16 protein-coding genes are annotated in these 20788 nt (G+C 34.2%); 2 read left to right on the top strand and 14 right to left on the bottom strand.

Translation table 11 applies throughout. The annotated features are described in order from the left end of the window. Positions 1-13: 13 nt before the first annotated feature. From CELAL_RS15635 to CELAL_RS15625, 3 genes are read right to left on the bottom strand one after another with little or no spacing between them, the layout of a single operon-like run. Complete coding sequence (locus CELAL_RS15635; protein WP_013551863.1) at positions 14-727, bottom strand: acetyltransferase; 714 nt, start codon at positions 725-727, stop codon at positions 14-16. Between the two features lie 28 nt (positions 728-755). Continuing rightward, positions 756-2060: a phenylacetate--CoA ligase family protein gene (locus CELAL_RS15630; protein ID WP_013551862.1), complete on the bottom strand. Its 1305-nt coding sequence runs from the start codon at positions 2058-2060 to the stop codon at positions 756-758. Between the two features lie 45 nt (positions 2061-2105). Beyond that, complete coding sequence (locus CELAL_RS15625) at positions 2106-2456, bottom strand: hypothetical protein (protein WP_013551861.1); 351 nt, start codon at positions 2454-2456, stop codon at positions 2106-2108. 222 nt (positions 2457-2678) lie between these two features. Between CELAL_RS15625 and CELAL_RS15620 the strand changes: the two genes are divergently transcribed. Then, the gene (locus CELAL_RS15620) at positions 2679-4919 is read left to right on the top strand and encodes a TonB-dependent receptor (RefSeq protein ID WP_013551860.1); all 2241 of its coding nucleotides are present in this window, start codon (positions 2679-2681) and stop codon (positions 4917-4919) included. Positions 4920-4926: 7 nt separating this feature from the next. Then, complete coding sequence (locus CELAL_RS15615; protein WP_013551859.1) at positions 4927-5286, top strand: heavy-metal-associated domain-containing protein; 360 nt, start codon at positions 4927-4929, stop codon at positions 5284-5286. Here the strand turns inward: CELAL_RS15615 and CELAL_RS15610 are convergent, their stop codons facing one another. From CELAL_RS15610 to CELAL_RS15560, 11 genes are all read right to left on the bottom strand, one after another. After that, positions 5287-6645 (bottom strand): tyrosinase family protein, encoded by a 1359-nt coding sequence (locus CELAL_RS15610; protein ID WP_013551858.1) that lies wholly within the window; start codon positions 6643-6645, stop codon positions 5287-5289. Positions 6646-6679: 34 nt separating this feature from the next. Next, a complete protein-coding gene (locus CELAL_RS15605) occupies positions 6680-9310 on the bottom strand; it encodes a fibronectin type III domain-containing protein (protein WP_013551857.1) in 2631 nt (876 codons plus the stop codon). Positions 9311-9502: 192 nt separating this feature from the next. Further along, the gene (locus CELAL_RS15600) at positions 9503-10489 is read right to left on the bottom strand and encodes a hypothetical protein (RefSeq protein ID WP_013551856.1); all 987 of its coding nucleotides are present in this window, start codon (positions 10487-10489) and stop codon (positions 9503-9505) included. Positions 10490-10491: 2 nt separating this feature from the next. Continuing rightward, a complete protein-coding gene (locus tag CELAL_RS15595; RefSeq protein WP_013551855.1) occupies positions 10492-11940 on the bottom strand; it encodes an MBOAT family O-acyltransferase in 1449 nt (482 codons plus the stop codon). Between the two features lie 356 nt (positions 11941-12296). Continuing rightward, positions 12297-12734 (bottom strand): hypothetical protein, encoded by a 438-nt coding sequence (locus CELAL_RS15590; RefSeq protein ID WP_041557762.1) that lies wholly within the window; start codon positions 12732-12734, stop codon positions 12297-12299. A gap of 2 nt (positions 12735-12736) precedes the next feature. Then, a complete protein-coding gene (gene bshA / locus CELAL_RS15585) occupies positions 12737-13879 on the bottom strand; it encodes an N-acetyl-alpha-D-glucosaminyl L-malate synthase BshA (protein ID WP_013551853.1) in 1143 nt (380 codons plus the stop codon). Between the two features lie 147 nt (positions 13880-14026). Next, the gene (locus tag CELAL_RS15580) at positions 14027-16936 is read right to left on the bottom strand and encodes a glycoside hydrolase family 3 N-terminal domain-containing protein (protein ID WP_013551852.1); all 2910 of its coding nucleotides are present in this window, start codon (positions 16934-16936) and stop codon (positions 14027-14029) included. 205 nt (positions 16937-17141) lie between these two features. Beyond that, positions 17142-17624: a hypothetical protein gene (locus tag CELAL_RS15575; protein WP_013551851.1), complete on the bottom strand. Its 483-nt coding sequence runs from the start codon at positions 17622-17624 to the stop codon at positions 17142-17144. Positions 17625-17636: 12 nt separating this feature from the next. After that, the gene (locus CELAL_RS15570) at positions 17637-18428 is read right to left on the bottom strand and encodes a (Fe-S)-binding protein (protein WP_013551850.1); all 792 of its coding nucleotides are present in this window, start codon (positions 18426-18428) and stop codon (positions 17637-17639) included. Between the two features lie 12 nt (positions 18429-18440). Further along, positions 18441-19751, bottom strand: coding sequence for a (Fe-S)-binding protein (locus CELAL_RS15565; RefSeq protein WP_013551849.1), 1311 nt, complete (start codon positions 19749-19751; stop codon positions 18441-18443). A 3-nt stretch (positions 19752-19754) separates the two neighbouring features. After that, entirely contained in the window at positions 19755-20720 is a 966-nt protein-coding gene (locus CELAL_RS15560) for an MlaD family protein (RefSeq protein WP_013551848.1), read from the bottom strand. Positions 20721-20788: the final 68 nt, after the last annotated feature.

The raw sequence follows: 20788 nt of genomic DNA, 5'->3' as shown, positions 1-20788 counted from the left end.
ATAGAAAAGTAAGCTATTCTTCGTATTTTAATACCGCTCTATTGCCTTTTCTTTCAGCCCTGGAAAAAAGATAACGATCATCTTCTGTACGCGCTCTAATAATCTTTGCTGGACTACCATAAGCAACTACACAATCAGGAAAGTTTTTAGTAACAACAGCGGCAGCACCAATAATGGTATGATCTCCTATAGTAATGTTCTCTATAACTGTAGCTCCAATAGAAATAGCACTACAAAATCCAAGCTCAAGGTTTCCTCCTATTTTTACCCCAGGAGAAACGCTTGAAAAATCTTTTAAAATACTATCATGGCCTACACTAGCGTTGGTATTCACAATACAAGAGTCACCAATAGTAGTATCGCTATTCACAATTACGCCAGGCATAATAACGTTACCTTCACCTAAAGCTACATTTTTTCCTAAAATAGCATTTGGATGAATTGCATTGATAAAATGTAAATCCGGACAAATAGTACGCACTTTATTTACTATACTTTTTCGAGTACAATTATCGCCAATAGCAATAACGATACCATAGATATTATTATCTGAGACGATTTTCTTTAGCGCATCTTCACTTCCTAAAATTTTATATTCAAAGAGACAAGAATCTTTAGCCTTGTACGAGTCAATAAGTCCAAAAATCTCATATTGATTTTGCTCCTCGATAATATCAATAACTACTTTAGCATGACCTGAAGCTCCAAAAACAATAATTTTTTTCATATCTAACTATTTTTATGGGTCAGTTTATCTAATTCAACATCATATTAATTACTAACTTCTTTTTTCCAGAGTTTAAAGCAGGGATAACATCAACATATTCAATTTTCACCTTAGCATCTGCTCCAAAATAAGTCTGATATTCTTCAATAACCTTACGCTCATCTTTAAAAAAATCATGATATAATAGCTTTATTTTTATAGTATAGGTCGTTTTAGATTCTTGGATAAATTGAAACTGATCTATATTATCATATTGTAATATTTTATGAACGATATGGGAAGATAATAATTCCCCGTTTGTTGCCATAAACATATCCATTTTCCGCCCATCTACTGTAGCGAACATGAGTTCACCTTCAACACGTTCCATCATACCTACATCTCCAGTATCATACCGAAGCATTGGCATGGCATAGTTGTATAAATCGGTAATGACAATTCGTCCTAGCTCCCCTAGAGGAACGGCTGTATTAGAATCTAATGCTAACACTTCTACATGATAGCTTGCCCAATTAATTTTGTAATGCTTATTAGATGTATTTAGTTCTTGTTGCCCTAAAATACCATTTTCACTATTGGAATATCTGGAAATAGCTTGTACTCCAAAATAATACAATAATTTATCTCTTACATAGTCATTTAAAGACTCTGCAATACAGATTATGGAACTACATGTATTCAAAATTGGCTTACTGTTCGTTTTCTCTAGATAATTACATAAGTTTTGAAAGGCAGAAGAATATCCTAAAAAACCAATTGAAGAATTTATATGTAATAATTCCGCTACGGCCTTCTTATTTCCAGCATCATCCATTTCATCTACAGAATACATGGCTATATTTTGAGACCATGCCAACCATTTATTTTTTCTATATTGTTTGTCCCACAACCTAAAATAAAAAAGGCGATCTCCTATGTGATATCCTGCTTTTTCTCCAAAATAAATAGTATCCGCTGTATTTCTATTCCGTTTGTTATGATCTTGTGCTACGATGAAAGGTTGTCCTGTAGAACCACTGGTGGCCACCTTATGCAATTTAGTTGTTAAAAATTTTCCGCTTTTAAATTCGTCACCACCAGTTCTAAGTGCTAATTTATTTACTACAGGAAATGATTCTAAAGAAAGTGATGTAGTGGCTAACTTATTATAAAAAGGAACTGTAGCTACAGCATGTTCTAGTAAGTCTGTAATTTTCCTAGCATTGATGGGCTCCTGTTCTTTACGTGTAGCCCCCTCATGTAGCGCTTTAATTTCTTTATAATGAGCTGCTATCTTACCGCCTTTAACTAGGTCTAGGGACCAAAATAACTTTCTACGTAAGCTTCCTAACATATTTTAGATTAAGTTTTCTATAAAAATTTACGGGGGGAAACTTTTCTACTTAGTACTAATATAAATAATTTTATTTGCTAAACTATCAATACTAAACGTTACTCTTTCATTATTTGTTTTAGGTAACACCAAATATCTGGCATAATTAACCTCCTTATTGATCCCATAAAATAGCGGATCCTGCAATAATGAATTATAGGATACCACAGCATACGCTAGCGTATCATAAGCCAATACGTTACCAATATTTTCAGAAAATAGCGACACATTTGTGAAATTAAGCGCTGTATTATTTACAATACGATACTTAATTCTTGTAATTTCTGTTGTTTTTTTTGGAGAAAAGCATGCGCTTAAAACCAAACACATACAGGAAAAACACACTACGTATTTCATTTACTTCTAATTATTTTTAAAAGTAGTCCAAAATGTATTTTATTTTATAACAAAAGGACGTAATACCCAAAAACTCTATGAAGTGCTCACTTTAAAAATTTAAGATGCTGTGCGCTATGCACTAAAAATAAATAATCTAAATTTACACGAGTTAGCGCTCCATTTTCACTTTTAAATAAGGTATTACGCTTTACAAAACTTTTTCTTTAATTATTCTTTTACATGAAAGCTATCTTCCTTTTTATAGTATTTCTTAGTATCCAGCCTATATATAGCCAGCTAAAAATTACAGGGATAGTATTGGAGCGTACGGAAAAAGGAGATCAGATTAGTTTAGAAGACGTACATATTACCTGGGCAGAGACAACTATAGGAACCTTATCTAATAAGGACGGAGAATTTTCATTAGCCTATACCGCGACGCATACTAAATTAGTATTCAGCTATGTTGGGTATGTTTCTGATACCATCACGGTAAACCGACCCCACCTAGGTAAAATCTATTTACAACCAAACATTGCTTTAGAAGAGGTTGTGGTCAAACGTAAAATTAATTCCATTCAGAAATCTTTATTCAACCCACAAAACACTGTCAATGTAGATAGTAGAGAAATGTTGAAAGCAGCATGTTGTAACCTCTCCGAAAGTTTTGAAACCAACCCATCAGTAGATGTCAGCATTTCTGACGGTATTAGTGGTGCTAAACAAATTCAAATGTTAGGTATGAACAGTCCGTATTTACTGTTTACCCAAGAAAACATGCCCTTTATTCGAGGAGCTTCCCAAATCTACGGCTTATCTTTTATCCCAGGATCTTGGATAGAAAGTATTCAGATTACCAAAGGTGCCGGAGCTGTGCTAAACGGATTTGAGAGTATCTCTGGTCAAATAAATACAGAACTCGTAAAACCACTTACAGATCAAAAGTTTTTCTTTAACAGCTACGCAAATAGCAACGAGCGTTTTGAACTTAATACAAGGTATAATACCATACTCAATGATAAATTAGCGACGGGGCTCTACCTGCATACTAATTTACGTTCTGGAAAAATAGACCGGAACAATGATAATTTCTTAGATACACCCCTTGCTAAGCAGCTTAATCTTATGAATAGGTGGCAATATATAGATTTGGATAAAGGATGGGTGAGCTATCTTAATTTACAATATTTAACGGATAAAAAACAAACGGGTGACACCCGTTATGAACCACGTACAGATAAGTTTACTAGCAATATCTGGGGTAGCGAAATAAACACCCATAGATTTGATGCCTCTGCTAAAATTGGATATGTATTTCCTGACTTACAATACCAAAGTTTTGGCTATCAAACGGCGTATAGTGACCATAGGCAAAACTCCTATTATGGCAATACCATTTACACAATAGATCATCAATCTTTTTACAGCAATCTCTTATTTAATAGCATCATAGGCAGTACTCAACACAAATTTAAAACTGGTCTTAGTTTTAATTATGATAAATATGATGAAGAAGTAACTCTGGAGTACTTTTCTAGAGTTGATAATGCTATTGGTTCCTTTTTTGAGTACACGTATGATAGTTTAGAAAAATTAAGCTTTGTTGCGGGCCTACGGGCAGACCATTCTAACAGATTAGGAAACTTTATGACGCCAAGGCTCCATGTGCGCTATTCCCTATGGGATAAAGCAAGCTTACGTTTTAATCTTGGTCGCGGTAAAAGAGCCGCAAATATCTACGCAGAAAATCAACAACTATTTGCTTCTAATAGAACTATTACTATTTTAAGCACACAAGGAAAAATTTACGGTTTAGATCCTGAAATAGCTTGGAATACGGGTTTAAACTTTACTCAAAAAGGCTATTTATTTAATCGCCTTTTTGATATTTCTCTAGACTATTATCATGTGAGTTTTATAGATCAAGTGGTCGTAGATTGGGAAACACCACAAGAAATCTCTTTTTATAACCTAAAAGGCAAAAGCATTTCTAATAGTGTTCAAATGGATTTTAATTATGAAATTCTAAAAAATTTAGATATTAGAGCTACTTACAAAAATTATGATGTTCATGTAAACTATAATAAAGGACGCTTAGAAAAACCGTTGCAACCTAGAAATAGAGTGTTCATTAATTTAAATTACGAAACAAAAAAGAAATATGAAGGACGCCAATGGGTTTTAGATTTTACGGCTAATAGACTTGGTAAACAACGCTTGCCAGACACTAGTGCAAACCCGGCACCTTATCAATTAGACACTTATGCCGCGGCCTATACCATTTTAAATACTCAAATCACTAGAATTTTTAACAATAGCTTTGATATCTATATGGGTGGAGAAAATATAGGAAACTTTGTTCAAAAACAACCTATCATTGCTGCTAGTGATCCTTTTGGTCCGTATTTTGATAGTACCATTACCTATGCTCCTACCCTCGGCGGAACCTATTACTTAGGGTTACGTTATAAAATTAAATAATATAATTATGAAATTAAAAATATTTTACTCCCTTTGTACTTTCTTTTTTATCCTTGTGATCCATGGTCAAGATAAAAATAAGAATGCTTCCTTTAAAGTTCAAGGAAATTGTAGTATGTGTGAATCTAGAATAGAAAAAGCAGCCCTTAAAACAAAAGGAGTGAAATTTGCGAGCTGGAATGCTACCACCAAAACCTTCGAAATGATTTTTAATGAGAACACTTGTTCTTTAGACGATGTAAAAAAGGCTATCGTAAAAGCAGGCCATGATGTAGATAGCTTAAGTGCAGAAAGTAAGGTATACGATAAACTACCGCCTTGCTGCCAATACAGAGATCCTAAATCTATGGAAATGGAACATCATTAATTATAATTTAACGACCCTTTTTGCTAAAACGATATTTCCCCCACCATCAACTATTCTAATTACATAAAAGCCAGAAGCAAGGCCGTATAAATCTTTTATGATTACTTTATCCGTGTTTTGAAAAGATTCATCACGGATTAACATTCCCATCATATTAAAAACTTCCACCTTACAATCTATCTTTTTATTTAGATTGATATTAATAGTTTCCGTAAATGGGTTAGGATAAGCTTGAATTATAATAGGCGTATCATCCTTATCATCCTCTTCCCACACAATAACCTGTAAATTAGGAACTACATCATAAGGTTTATAAGATCTGTTGGCTGTACTCTTTTTACCTGTATTTGCATTCTGAACATCAATTGAAGCGGTAAAATCTGATCCGCTATGCGCTTCAAAACCAGGTTTTAATACAATTTCATTAACAGATTCAATAATACAATTAGCGCCTGTGGGTACAATAAAATTATCTCCTGCTTCAACCGTATATTGGTAATAAAAAGATTCTAAAGGTCTATAGGTGTTACTTACAATATAGTTATCTAAAGTAGCTAAGCCATTTGTTGCATAAAAAACCCCCAAAGCTCTGGTATCGATAATATCATTTGGATTAACAACGGGTAATGTTTCACCATTAAAACTATAGGTACCATCAAAGCGAATCATATCTGTTCTAATGAATGCTGAATTATGATGTACTTCTTCCCAATTATGCCATACATAATCTATATAGGTATGGTGCAGAAAAAATACAGGATCTCTTGGAGACAATGGAGTTGGCATCGCACCGCCTGTCCAAACATGAGAACCTCTATGTACTGGCCTTCTTTCTAATTCATTTGTAAACAGAAAAAAGTCTGATAGTCCATATACAGTAGCGAGGTTTGCAGGAGTAGGCATAGGACCGTTACCTCCTAAGTTTCTATTTAAATTCCAATTGGTATTAAAACTTCCTATAAACGTTTCATCCCATAAGGCAGAAGTTGTAGATTGATCTAGCGGAGACTCCCAAAAAGGAATACTTAATTTTGGATTGTAATCTTGTACATAGCGTTCTAATTCAAATACCGCTCTTCTATGCCATGCTAGAAAAATCTCTTTTTCAGATTCATCAGGTAAATTAAAATGCAAATCTAACCTTGATGTATCTGTTGTATTATCGAAATTAAAAAAATTCATATGAAAGGTAGCAATGTCATCAAACCAATTATTTCCCGCTCTTATGGCATAGAAGGAATCAACTAATTCCGATTTTTCATAATCGGTCATCTCTGTATAATTTTTTCGAATACTCTGTGCAGTACTAGAATGAATTATAACTAGAAAAAAGACACCTAAAATTAATATTTTTTTCATAATGGATTGCCTAGATTATTTTAATGTATCGCTATTATTTGTTTAACAGTGCTTGTTGGATTGCTTCAACCTGTTGTTCTAGTAATTTAATTTTCTTCTCTTGCGTAATGGTATACAAAGTTAACTCTTCTATTTTTCTTAAAAGCTTAGCATTCATTTCACCTATTAGAATTCCGTTTTCCTCCACCTCAGACGCACTTGGCATATGCATTAGATACCCGTTTTCATTGATATACTTTTCTACTTGTTCTAATGAAGGAAGTTCATATTTTTTATCAAAAACATAATCGGGCCAATTTACTTGTAAGGCTACTTTAACTTCTTCTGCCACCACATTTCCTGCCACAGCTAATCGATATCCTTGCGTATCTGTAGTACCAATACCCACATTCTGATTGGCATAAAGATCTCTAACGGTCCAATCTACCGTGTTTAAATTAGAATTTAAGGAAGTGTATGCTATAGTTGGCAGAACTTCGGCTTGTGTACTAACACTTAATTCAGAACTCTGTATCGAAACATTGTTAGCAGCATCTAAAGCTGCAATCGTAAAAACATAAGTAGTCTCTGCAGTAAGGTTCGTTATTAAAAAGTTACTGTTCCCTCCTGTTAATCCGATAGAAACACCGTCCTGAAAAATTTCATAATCCGTAACTTCTACATTATCTGTGGCTGCATCCCAAGAAATTTCGATACTGGTCGTTGTGGTATTGCCAGAAATTAGGCCAACTGGTATTGAAGGTGCTGTTGTATCTGAAACCGCCAAGGTAAGCACTACAATACTTTCACTTTGTGCAGACACATTCGCTGCAGCATCTAAAGCTGCAACTGTAAAATTATAGGTGGTTTCTGGAGTAAGTCCGTTTACAGGAAAGCTTGTATTGCCATTAGATAACCCTATAGATACGCCCTCTTGGAAAATTTCGTAGTCTATAACGCCCACATTATCTGTGGCTGCAGTCCAATTTAAATTTACACTTGTGCTTGTGATATTATCAGCAACAAGTCCTGAAGGTGCTGTAGGTACTTCCGTGTCAGCAACGACTAAGGTAAGCACTGTAACACCTGTACTTTGTGCAGACACATTCGCTGCAGCGTCTAAGGCTACAACTGTAAAATTATAGGTCGTTTCAGGAGTAAGTGCGTTTACAGGAAAGCTTATATTGCCATTAGACACTCCTATAGATACGCCCTCTTGGAAAATTTCGTAGTCTGTAACTCCTATATTATCTGTGGCTGCCGTCCAATTTAAATTTACACTACTTGTGGTGATATTATTCGCAACAAGTCCTGAAGGTGCTGTAGGTACTTCCGTGTCAGCAACGGCTAAGGTAAGTACTGCAATACTTTCACTTTGTGCAGACACATTCGCTGCAGCATCTAAAGCTGCAACTGTAAAATTATAGGTGGTTTCTGGAGTAAGTCCGTTTACAGGAAAGCTTGTATTGCCATTAGATAACCCTATAGATACACCCTCCTGGAAAATTTCGTAGTCTGTAACTCCTATATTATCTGTGGCTGCAGTCCAATTTAAATTTACACTTGTGGTTGTGATATTATCAGCAACAAGTCCTGAAGGTGCTGTAGGTACTTCCGTGTCAGCAACGGCTAAGGTAAGTACTGCAATACTTTCACTTTGTGCAGACACATTTGCTGCAGCATCTAAGGCTACAACTGTAAAATTATAGGTCGTTTCAGGAGTAAGCCCGGTTACAGGAAAGCTTATATTGCCATTAGACACTCCTATAGATACGCCCTCTTGGAAAATTTCGTAGTCTGTAACGCCCACATTATCTGTGGCTGCCGTCCAATTTAAATTTACACTTGTAGTTGTGATATTATCAGCAACAAGCCCAGAAGGTGCTGTAGGTACTTCCGTGTCTAAAGCTGCAATTGTTGTTATGGTGATACTCTCACTTTGTGCCGAACTATTATTTGAATTATCTAAGGCCGTAACAGTATACGTATAGGTGGTCTGTGGATTAAGATTTGAAACTGCAAAAGTAGTATTCCCGTTTGTTAGTCCAATAGAAATACCATTTTGAAAAACTTCATAATTGGTAACGGCTACATTGTCTGTTGCTGAAGTCCAGGAAAGATTAGTGCTTGTCGCAGTTATAGCATTAGCAGAAAGATTAGTAGGAACGGTTGGAGCTTGATTATCTAATGCTGTAATAGATACATTGTCTATATAAATAGTATTTCCTGCAACAAACCTAAATGAGTAATTACTAACGTAGATTCGAATTCTAGGGTTTGTAGTAGTTGCAGTCACATTAAACACATATTCTGACCATGTGGTACCCGTAATAGGTGTAACATTAAAACCAGAAACACCAGACCAAACTGCAAATGCAGGAGAAACTGATGGATTACTTTGAGCTCCTATTTTAGCCCAAATACGAATTACATATTGTTGTCCGACTACTGCATTAAAATTATAATCCACCGTTCTGCCGTCTGTTGCCGTAGACACTGCACGGAAAGAAAAACTTCCATTCTGGACATCTGTCGCTTCTGAAAATAATTGCGCTAAACCTGTCCAACCAGTTGTGCTGTTACCTTCATTAAGAGAAGAAACTGCATTACTTTCAGTATGTAAATTTTGCGCAATCAAACTTATATTTACAAGGAGGAAAATCAGAAAAGAATAGATATACTTCATGGCAGATGGTTATTAAAAAAGTAGCAAAAACAAAAAATACATACAAAACAAACTAAAAAAGCCTGCTCCTTAAAGTATTCTCTTCTAACTACATAAAATACCTTTGAAATACACAATGACAGCACTAAACTTCCAGATAAAGTGGTTAGAAGAAGAGTAACTTAAAACTTTTAAATGATGTTTTTGTTTGTCTTATTTAAGATTTCGAAAATGAGCATAGCTGCTTGTAGGGGCAAGCATGCTTTTAGAAACTAAATCTGCGATTAACTTTCTACCATGCTTACTCCAATGCTGATCATAAACAAGAGTAGTCGCTTCCTTTGAAGTTGATAAAACCGTATTTATATCTAAATAAGTATAGTTCTGCTCTTTTAAAAAAGATAAATACTCGGGACTACACAAACTACTATCTAATAGAAACGTAAACTTTTCTTTATCAATAGGATAGGTTGCTACTAATTTTTTGAAATTTTCTAAACTCTGCTCTTGCTTCAATTTTTCTTGTGCTGCCACTTCCGCGTCAGTAGGTATACTTTCTTTTGTTCCTGATATAAACCCTTTAATTCTACCAGGCAATTGAAGAAGAGGATCCAGTGCTCCAATATCCTTTAAATACACTAATAATTTTACTTGTTTAGCTACTCTACTTATAGGAGTATCTAAACTTAATCTTGAAGATTCTTCATAAGCACCCCGATCTAAATCATCTGTAAATCGCAGGTAAATAAAAGTGTAATCAATCTTATCAAAAAGATCTTTATACGCATGTATCAAGTTTAATTCATCAGCTAAATCATAACCCGCATAGCCAAATTCTAAAACAGTCGTATTTGTAAGACTTTTTTCTATTTGTTGACCGAGTGAATTGATATAATCTTCATGAAAACCTTCAATAAATGAATCTCCTACTAAGGCAATTTCAAAAGCATCTGATTTAGGTTGATAGTTCTCATGCACGGAATTGAATCCAAAATCATTAATGCGGTAGTGTCCGACATTCTGCTTTCTATTACCCGTAATTGAATAATCTGATTGATTAGGCACCCATTTCTCTACTCCTTTATCATCTGCAAAACGCCTTGGCACTTCATTATGCAAATGAAAAATGCGCACCAAACCTTCTAATAGCAAAAGCACTAAAATGGAATAAATAACTATTTTTTTTATGATCTTACCCATACCTAAAATTGAAAATAAATAAATGATCTATCGACACCGTCGTCATAAAATAAAATGATAGCAAATAGCATTAACACATATAAACAAAAGCGTACAATTTTGTTCTTAAAGTAAAATGGATTCCGTTCATTATTTCTAATAACATATTCAAAAACCACAAAGCAAATTAGAATGATAAAGTAATCTATCATTCGATACCCGCTAGGATGCACATAAACCTCACTACTAAAATCAAACAACATTTTCTTTATATATGAAAATGCCTGAGTGATGCTTTCACTTCTAAAAAAGACCCAACCAATAGTCACTAAAATAAAGGTTTGTAAAAATCTTAAAAGGTTTATTATAAACCCTTTTGGCGAATGCAATAAATTAATAGTCCCTGTAAACTTCCGATTTGTACTGGTTATAAAAGAGGGTAAAAACAACAAGGCATGAAAAAGCCCCCATATAACAAAGGTCCAATTGGCTCCATGCCAGAAACCACTGACTATAAAAATGATAAAAATATTTCGGATGCTTATAAGCTGTGAACCTTTTGATCCTCCTAATGGAATGTAGAGATAATCTCTAAACCATGTAGACAAAGAAATATGCCACTTGCGCCAAAACTCACCTATATTTCTTGAAAAATACGGGAACTTAAAGTTACTCATTAACTCTATGCCAAAAAGTTTTGAGGTACCAATAGCTATATCCGAATACCCACTAAAATCTCCATAAATTTGAAAAGCAAAGAATACAGCTCCTATAGCTAAAGTGGTACTTGAGTGCGAGGCGGAGTTGTTAAAAATATCATTGACAATTGGAGAAAGACTGTCTGCTATAACTAATTTCTTAAAGAAACCCCATAACATTAGCTTTAAACCATCTGTAACTTGCGTTTGATTAAAGGTCCTTTTTGTACTAATTTGTGGTAATAAATTAATAGCGCGTTCTATAGGTCCTGCTACCAATTGTGGAAAGAAACATACAAACGCAGAAAAGGCTATTAGATCTTTGGTAGGCTCTAGTTCTTTCTTATAAACATCAATAGTATAACTTAAGGTTTGAAAGGTATAAAAACTGATTCCTACAGGTAATATGATGTCCAACGAACCAACATCTATGGTGTGGCCAAAAAAGGTAAATGCATCCACAAAACTATCTACAAAGAAGTTGTAGTACTTAAAAAAGCCTAAAAAACCGAGATTAACAACAATACTAATCCATAGTAACACCTTTCTTCTTGCAACACGCTCTTCATTTCTTAAAAAATTACCAATGGTAAAATCTAAGAGTGTACTAAATAAGATTAAACCTAAAAAACGCCAATCCCACCAACCGTAAAACAAGTAGCTTGCAAAAACTATAAATAAGTTTTGTGCCTTTAAATTTCTATTGCAGATAAACCAGTATATCCCAAAAACTAAGGGCAGAAAAATAGCAAAATCAATGGAATTAAATAACACGGTATACCTTTAATTTAATAATTAATAAATTTATATTTTGACCTTCTATTTTATCAATGTTTTCTGCTCATCTTTAAAATAAGCATTGCAGTAAATTTAAAATTTACTACGCTCATTTTATATTAAAATCACTGCTAATTTAAACAATCTCAGTATTGATGGGCCTGTCCAACAGGAAGAATTTAAAGCAACATACATATTAGCATGTGAGTTGACAGCTTCCTCTCTATTTTCTAACCTATTTTTATCTTTACTAGGCATTAAAAAGCAAAGATATTTTCAGAAAGCAGCGCATGCAATAAAGTTCTACAACGTGTAAAAATACTCGACATGTAGTCGTATTTAGCGTATTAAACTTATTCCGTCCTTGTAAAGCGAATATGTTTAGGAGACCTTTTAATTTTATAGATAGCAAAAGGAGATGCTACTACCGCTGTTGTATGCAATGGCTGCTCAAACAAACAATTAATTACAAGCTCATCATTATCTTCTTTAGAAATACTTAATTGAGGAATAGCGGTACCATATTGCGCGCCACAGGCATATATTAGAATTCGTTCTTTTGAAAAATCTACTGTAGGGAATGCCAAACCTGGTTTTCTTGTTTTATTTACCGTAGCAAAAAAAGCTCTTAAACTAGAAACCTCTTCTATAATGAGTATTTGTGGCGTGGGTACATTGCTATAAAAATCGGTGAGTATAAGTGCTAAATCCTGCTCGTGCTCCATCGTACTTTTATTGGTTTTTTGAGCACTACAGGAAACTATAAAAAAGAAAAGAATTACATACTTCATTATTAATGTGCATTTTTAAATCTGGCTTGCAAAGCACGTTCATAGGCTGCTTCATACAATGGTAAAATTCTCTTTATATCAAACTTATACGCATTTCCTACTGCATTTTCTTTGAACTGCGCTAAAATTTCTGAATCTCTTAATATCTTCAAAGAATTTTCTGCCATTTCAGAAATATTACCAACTTCGCTTAAATACCCAGTTACTCCTTGAATATTTACTTCTGGTATACCTCCCGCATTACTAGAAACAACAGGCGTTTTATTAATCATAGCCTCTAATGCTGCTAAGCCAAAACTTTCTGTTTCTGAAGGCAGCAAAAATAAATCTGAAAAACAAAGAATCTTATCTACCTGATTGCTATTTCCTAAAAACACAACCTTATCTGCAATCCCTAATTCCTCACAAAGCAATTCTGCTTTTTCCTTTTCTGGCCCCTCTCCTACCATCAATAATTTAGCAGGAATTTCTTGCTGTATTTTGTTGAAAATTTTAATTACATCAGGAATACGCTTTACTTTTCTAAAGTTACTAATGTGCGTAATAATACGCTCATCTTCTTTTGCCATCATAGAACGCTGACAATCGGTAAAATTATTTTCACGATTAGAGACATCAATAAAATTCGGAATTACCTCTATAGGGTTCTCTATATCAAAAAGCTCCAAAGTAGCATCTTTCAAATTTTGAGAAACAGAAGTAACAATGTCAGATTTATTGATACTAAAGGTTACTGCAGGCTTGTAAAACGGATGCTTACCTACTAATGTAATATCTGTACCGTGTAACGTAGTAATCATCGGAATAAAAATACCTTCTTCTTGAAGCATTTTTTTAGCCATATAGCCCGCATAAGCATGCGGAATTGCATAATGAACATGCAACAAATCTATGCCATATAACCGAACCGTATCTACCAATTTACTAGATAATGCAAGCTCATAAGGTTGATAATGAAAAAGCGCATATTCCGGAACATGAACTTCATGAAAAAATATATTATTGTTTAATAACTCCAACCGTACGGGTTGTTTATACGTTACAAAATGAACTTCATGACCTCTATTGGCAAGTGCAATTCCTAATTCCGTAGCAACAACACCACTTCCTCCAAAAGTCGGGTAACAAACAATAGCAATTTTCATCTATATTTAATATTTAAAAAAACAATAGTATTGATTCACTTTTAGGTTGTTGCCTAAAAGCACATTCTACTTCTCTTAAGTTTACTAGGTATACTAATTTGGAATATGTCGGAATATATTCCTACAAATTACACTCAAATCTAGCATTTAATTTTCTATTGCATCATAAATTACTCTTTGAATTCTAGTTCTTAACCCAGATTTAACTAAAAGAGTATTCGTTGCAGAAGGATATGTTCTATTTGATAAAAAGACATATACGATTTCTTCTTCCGGATCTGCCCATGTATAGGTTCCTGTAAATCCGCTATGACCAAAACTTTTTTGAGATACACACCCACAAGTTGGCGATCCTGTTCTAGCATCTGGCTTATCAAACCCAACCCCTCTCCTTACATTTTCTTTGCAGAAGTAACAGGTATTAAATTTTTTTATGGTCCTTGAACTAATAAAACGATCTCCTCCATAAAAACCGCCTTGTAAGTACATTTGCATAATTTTAGCAATATCACTCGCATTACTAAACAAACCCGCATGGCCGCCTACACCACCTAGCATAGCGGCTCCCATATCATGAACATATCCTTGCACTCTTTCGTACCTGTAATAATTATCTTCTTCACTAGGTATTATACGATCTTTTTCAAATTTATCTATAGGGTTATACGTGGTTGTTTTTGCTCCTAAAGGGGCATAGAAGTACTTATTTGCCAAAACATCTTGCTTTTCTTTGTAGGTATCTTCAATATATTTATGAAACACATAATAACCTACATCACTATACCTATAGCGGTTAGATTTTAAATCTTGCCTTCCTATTCTATTGTAAATAGAATCTGTATAAGCGTCTGTTATATAGAGTTTATCTGTAACTCTTGTAGAAAAACCCGGTAGCAGCTTATCTCTATAAAATTCTCCAGAAGGTTTTCTATTCTTATCTAAAGTACTTGTGTAAAAAGCAATCCAAGCCGGCAATCTTCCATAATGAGATAAGGCTTTTAAAACACTTACATTTTTGAGCTCGGTGTCTGCATATGCAGGAATTAATTCTTGAAAGGTCTGGTTTAACGACAATTTTCCTTCCTCTTCCATTTTCATTAAAAGCGGTAAGGTTCCCAAAATTTTAGTTAAAGAGGCCAAATCATAAATATGATCTAAGGTTACCTTTTCCGTAGCATCATAAGTGGGTTTACCAAAGGCTTTTTCATAAATAATTTTTCCTTTTCTAGCGACTAGTACTTGCGCTCCAGGAAACATCAATGAATCTATACCTGCCGCTACTAATTTATCTATTTCTGCCAATTTAGAAGAGCTTACCCCTACACGCTCTGGTAAACTATAGCCTAATCTTAAAATAGAATCGAATTTAACACTTCTATTCACCGGTAAATCAGGATTAGCCGTTACCGGTAATTTACCTTTAGCACCAATGGCTCCAAAAACAACTTCGGCAACCTTTTCTTGAGCAATTGCACTATTTTGAAATCCAATCACAACACTATTTACTCCGTCTAATTTTACGGAATTTAGGGCATAAGGTTTTGCGAACTCTGCCAGTATTAAATTTGATGTTCTTAATTTAGAAATGTTATTGAGTACTGCTAAATCTGCTTTAGAATAACTATACGATTTCCAAGGGCTCTCATTGTTCATATGATGCCCTACTATAACGAGGTTATAAGCGGCTAAACTATTGGTTGATGAAGTAATCGTATTCTTGTCTATTTTGGTAACCGTCGTGTATTTCTTAAGGGTATTAAAAAAAACAGCTCCAGAATCATCTCCTAATTCCACATAGGCGATTTTTTTATTTTCTAATGTTTTGATTGGTAAAAGTGAAAAATCATTTTTGGCAACTGTAATCGCATTTTCAATAGCTCTTTCATATACTAAATCATTTTCAAGACTATTTAAATCTTCATATAGATTTTTTAAGACGATAGGCTTATAGGTATTTAAACCGACTTTAAATTTTGCCATTAAAATCTTCTTCACAGAAGTTTCTAGCCTTTCTTTTGATATTCTTCCATTCCCGTATGCTTTTAATAATCGGTTTTTCGCAGCTACAACATCTTTTGGCATCAATAGAATATCATTTCCTGCGTTGAATGCAGCAAGTTCTACATCTCCTGGGTTTTTTGAAGTCCCTACACCATTCATATTTAAAGCATCTGTAAATACCAATCCTTTAAACCCTAATTGTTCTTTTAATATTCCGGATATTATTTGTTCTGATAAAGAGGAAGGAAGGTCTTTTTGTAACTCTAAACTTGGTACGCTTAAATGTGCCACCATGATAGAACTGATCCCTGCATCAATCAATTTCTTAAACGGATACATTTCTATACTATCCAAGCGTTTTCTAGAAAATGGAATTTGCGGTAGTGTTTTATGGGAATCTGAAGAAGTATCTCCATGACCAGGAAAATGCTTACCGCTTGATAAAATCTGCTCGCTTTCCATACCTTTCATAAATGCGATACCGTTTCTAGTAACATTCTCACGATTCTCGCCAAAAGAGCGATTGCCTATAATTGGATTTTTTGGATTCGTATTAATATCAATATCGGGTGCAAAATTAATATGCACCCCTAATCTCTTCGCATGTTTCCCTATTTGTTTTCCTACGCGTTCTACAACACTACTATCACGTATAGCCCCTAAAGTCATGTTCCAAGGAAATGCATAGGTAGAATCTAAACGCATCGCTAAGCCCCACTCCGCATCCATTCCTATTAACAAGGGAATTTTTGAGGCAGATTGATACGTATTGGTAAGTTTTGCTTGTTGTACGGGCCCGCCATTAGAAAAGATGACACCTCCTATATGATTTTCTAAGATAATTTGTTTTATCTTATCTGTTGCTGCTTTATTCTGATTAGAGGCGACACTTACCATAAACAACTGCCCTACGCGTTCTTCTAAAGACATTGCATTATATTTGGCTTCTACCCATTTTTTTTGGGAAAGACTATCTGCAACGACTAAAGGATTTCTTTGTGCATATGCAATGGATGAACCAATAAACAAGAAAACTAAAAGGGAGTTTTTAAACATAAAAAAAAGAATCTAAAAGTAGACAACCAAAAATAATACCTTTTATTGCATTTTGTCGATTGATTATAGTAAAATTAGGGTTTTTGATTGGAACTAAAATAATTATTAAGCTAAATTCTGTCTAAAATTAAACCCGTTTTAACTAAAAAAGCATCTAGTTAAAATGAATTAACTAGATGCTTGAATTATTTTTTTAGTCTGAATGCTACATGAATCTAGCATGCCAGCTTTCTTCAGCAGGAACTTCCCAATGATTTAAATATTCTTCTTTATTGGTAACCAGATTATTAAAAACGATAGTATTCTTAGAAACAGATTTATTCTTCGCCATTTTTTTAAAATCTAATAAGGTTTTATAGGCTACAAATTCTCCCTGCTTGTATGAAACATTCATCTTATCTAATAGATCTACCGAATATTTTTTCTCTAAAGCCTGAATAAAACGAACAGAGGCATCTATAGAGCAACCCGTTGCACCAGCTACATTTTGATCTAAAGCAATTACAATAAAACGATTGTATGGCATTTCATACCCTGCATTTAAATCACTGCCATGTGCAGTCCAATCCTTTAAGAACGTATCTAATTCTGAACGAATTTCTGTTATTTCAGTCTCATTGAAACTTCTATTGGCTTGGTATATCCAAATTCTAGAAGAATCTGGTAAGTCTTTAAAATCTATAAGCATTTTTCTATTCTATTAAAGATCGTCTGCAGAAGCTATTAACTCTGCAATATCCATTACGGCAATACTTGCCTCTTTTTCTTTATTTTTTACACCGTCCGTCATCATAGTATTACAAAACGGACAACCCGCTGCTATAATATCTGGCTTTACCTCTAAAGCTTGCTCTGTACGTTCAATGTTAATCTCTTTATCTCCTTTTTCTGCTTCCTTAAACATTTGCGCACCACCAGCACCACAACATAGCCCTCTGGTTTTACAACTTTTCATTTCTACAAGCTCTGCATCTAATTTCCTAATTAATTCTCTAGGAGCTTCATACACATCATTTGCACGCCCTAAATAACACGGGTCATGAAATGTAATACGCTTGCCCTTAAATTTACCACCTTCCATAGTGATACGGCCTTCATCTAGCAATTGCTTTAAAAACTGAGTATGGTGTACAACTTCATAAGTACCCCCTAAACCTGGGTATTCATTTTTTAAGGTATTAAAGCAATGCGGACAAGCAGTAACTACTTTCTTTATAGCATACGCATTTAAAACTTCTATGTTTGTAACCGCTTGCATCTGAAATAAAAACTCATTTCCAGATCTTTTTGCAGGATCTCCGGTACAACTTTCCTCGGTACCTAATACTGCAAAATTTACATTCGCCTTACTTAAAATTTTTACAAATGCTTTGGTTATTTTTTTTGCTCGATCATCAAAACTACCTGCACAACCCACCCAGAAAAGAACTTCTGGCTGCTTACCTTCTGCAAAAAGAGATGCCATTGTTGGCACATTTATTTCATTACTCATACTTAATAATTCTTATGATTCCTTAGCCCAGTTTAACCTATCTTGTTGATTAAAAGGCCAAGGTGCTCCATTGTTTTCTATATTACCCATCATATTATTTAAATCTGATGGTGCTGCGGACTGTTCCATAACCAAATACTGACGCATATCCATAATTATAGATAATGGATCAATACTCACTGGACAAGCTTGTACACATGCGTTGCAAGACGTACAAGCCCATAATTCTTCGTTGGTAATGTAATCTCCTAATAATTGTTTACCATCTGGAATAAAAATTCCTTTATTGGCATCTATGTTTTTACCCACTTCTACCAAACGATCACGAGTATCCATCATAATTTTACGTGGAGAAAGTTTTTTTCCAGTAATATTCGCAGGACATTCACTAGTGCAACGACCACATTCTGTACAGGTATAGGCATTTAATAATTGTACCCAACTTAAATCTGCAACATCAGATGCACCAAATTTCTCAGGAACTGGAGCGTCTTCGGCAGGGGCTGCAAATGGATCAGCAGAAGGATCCATCATTAATTTTACCTCTTTAGTTACAGCTTCGTTATTTAAAAATTGCCCCTTAGGCGTAAGTTTCCCGTAATATGTATTAGGAAAAGCCAAAAGGATATGTAAATGCTTAGAGAAATATAAATAGTTCAAGAAAGTTAAGATTCCTATAATATGAATCCACCATGCGGTACGTTCTATCATATGTAAATTACCCTCAGACATCCCATTAAACAATGGGGCTATAAACTGACTCACCACATTTCCTGAGCCTAAATTCTGAAACGTCGTATCCGTAGCATTCATTACTAAAAATAAACACATTAAAACTACTTCAAAATAAAGAATGATATTTCCATCACTTTTAGGCCATCCCGTCATTTCTGCACTCAAAAATCGTTTTATTTTAATAACATTTCTCCGAATCCAAAAAACAATTACTGAAATTAACACCAAGACTGCTAACACTTCAAAAGTACCAATTAGAAATCCGTAAATAGATGCGTTTAACACCTGCAAACCAATTCTATGGGTACCAAAAACACCATCGATAACAATTTCTAATACTTCAATATTGATGATTATGAAACCAACATACACGATAACATGAAGAAAACCTGCAATTGGTCTTACCACCATTTTGGTTTGTCCGAGTGCAATTTTAGCCATATTTTTCCATCGCTGTGGTTTATTATCGCTAACATTAAGGTCTTTTCCTAATTTTATATTACGAAATAGCTTTTTTACATTTGATGTAAAATAGCCAATTCCGCCAATAAGAATAAGGGTGAATACTATTTGTGATAGATATTGCATAAATTAGTTTTGGTTATTTTGAGCTGGATCATCTTCGGGAACTTCGTACTCTATTTGTTTTTTTCCGAAAACAGAAACGTTTACATAGCGCTTAGGATTTAGACGAAAATCTTGAAGTAACAAATCTAGTTCTTTGGACGAATTGGCTAAATTGGTATACAATTCTTCATCGGTCATTAATTTACCTAAGGTGCCATCTCCTTTTTCCACTTTTGCTAACATAAGATCTAAACTTGTCATGGTAGATTCTAAACTTTTCAATGTAGTTGCTAAACCTACTTTAGAAATAGAATCTGATAGTAATTTAAAGTTATCTGTCATGGTTTCTAAATTTTGAACAGAGGTATCTAAACTTCCTTTATTATCCACTAAAATTCCGTTCAAAGCGGTTGCACTCCCCTGAAAACTTTTAACCAATGCATTTAACCCACTAATACTTTCTCTTAAATCATTTTTAGTCTTCGCATCTAAAATCTGATTAAAGTTAATCAATAAAGAATCGGCATTACTAACAGCTCCCTCTATTTTATGTTGCAAAGGTGCTAAGTTTTTCTGCACTAAATCCGTAAGTCCTGGTTTGATAGAAGATAGTAAGGTATCTCCAGATTTTGCCATCGCAGCACCATCAAACATCGGTATAATCTGAATTCCTTTTCCTCCAATAATTCCCGTATCATAAAGCTCTGCTCTACTTTGGTTAGAAAATTCAAATTCATTACTCACTGAAAAGGTGACTAATAACTGTCCAGAGTCATCTTTAAATCTAATACCATTTACTTTCCCTACATTATATCCGTTAATGGATACTGGTGTCCCTGTCTGTAATCCGCCAACATTATTATATACTGCGTAGAACATTTTATCATTATCAAATAACGATGATGACTTGAGATAACTGAACCCCATTAAAAATAATAGAATTCCGCCAACTACTATAATTCCTGTTTTAATCTCTCTTGATATTTTCAAATGAATGAATTTAGGATTTGTAACAAAATTAGAAATAATTTTTTTAAGACTTGTTATTTATCTTAAAC

The organism is Cellulophaga algicola DSM 14237, from assembly GCF_000186265.1.
Classification (GTDB): domain Bacteria; phylum Bacteroidota; class Bacteroidia; order Flavobacteriales; family Flavobacteriaceae; genus Cellulophaga; species Cellulophaga algicola.
The sequence above is the reverse complement of the archived record's forward strand: the minus strand, read 5'-3'. Positions and strand labels throughout refer to the sequence as shown.

What these genes read in the sequence shown, in the direction of transcription:
- CELAL_RS15635 (WP_013551863.1), bottom strand. Translation starts at nt 727, where the DNA reads ATGAAAAAAATTATTGTTTTTGGAGCTTCAGGTCATGCTAAAGTAGTT.
- CELAL_RS15630 (WP_013551862.1), bottom strand. Translation starts at nt 2,060, where the DNA reads ATGTTAGGAAGCTTACGTAGAAAGTTATTTTGGTCCCTAGACCTAGTT.
- CELAL_RS15625 (WP_013551861.1), bottom strand. Translation starts at nt 2,456, where the DNA reads ATGAAATACGTAGTGTGTTTTTCCTGTATGTGTTTGGTTTTAAGCGCA.
- CELAL_RS15620 (WP_013551860.1), top strand. Translation starts at nt 2,679, where the DNA reads ATGAAAGCTATCTTCCTTTTTATAGTATTTCTTAGTATCCAGCCTATA.
- CELAL_RS15615 (WP_013551859.1), top strand. Translation starts at nt 4,927, where the DNA reads ATGAAATTAAAAATATTTTACTCCCTTTGTACTTTCTTTTTTATCCTT.
- CELAL_RS15610 (WP_013551858.1), bottom strand. Translation starts at nt 6,645, where the DNA reads ATGAAAAAAATATTAATTTTAGGTGTCTTTTTTCTAGTTATAATTCAT.
- CELAL_RS15605 (WP_013551857.1), bottom strand. Translation starts at nt 9,310, where the DNA reads ATGAAGTATATCTATTCTTTTCTGATTTTCCTCCTTGTAAATATAAGT.
- CELAL_RS15600 (WP_013551856.1), bottom strand. Translation starts at nt 10,489, where the DNA reads ATGGGTAAGATCATAAAAAAAATAGTTATTTATTCCATTTTAGTGCTT.
- CELAL_RS15590 (WP_041557762.1), bottom strand. Translation starts at nt 12,734, where the DNA reads ATGAAGTATGTAATTCTTTTCTTTTTTATAGTTTCCTGTAGTGCTCAA.
- bshA (WP_013551853.1), bottom strand. Translation starts at nt 13,879, where the DNA reads ATGAAAATTGCTATTGTTTGTTACCCGACTTTTGGAGGAAGTGGTGTT.
- CELAL_RS15580 (WP_013551852.1), bottom strand. Translation starts at nt 16,936, where the DNA reads ATGTTTAAAAACTCCCTTTTAGTTTTCTTGTTTATTGGTTCATCCATT.
- CELAL_RS15575 (WP_013551851.1), bottom strand. Translation starts at nt 17,624, where the DNA reads ATGCTTATAGATTTTAAAGACTTACCAGATTCTTCTAGAATTTGGATA.
- CELAL_RS15570 (WP_013551850.1), bottom strand. Translation starts at nt 18,428, where the DNA reads ATGAGTAATGAAATAAATGTGCCAACAATGGCATCTCTTTTTGCAGAA.
- CELAL_RS15565 (WP_013551849.1), bottom strand. Translation starts at nt 19,751, where the DNA reads ATGCAATATCTATCACAAATAGTATTCACCCTTATTCTTATTGGCGGA.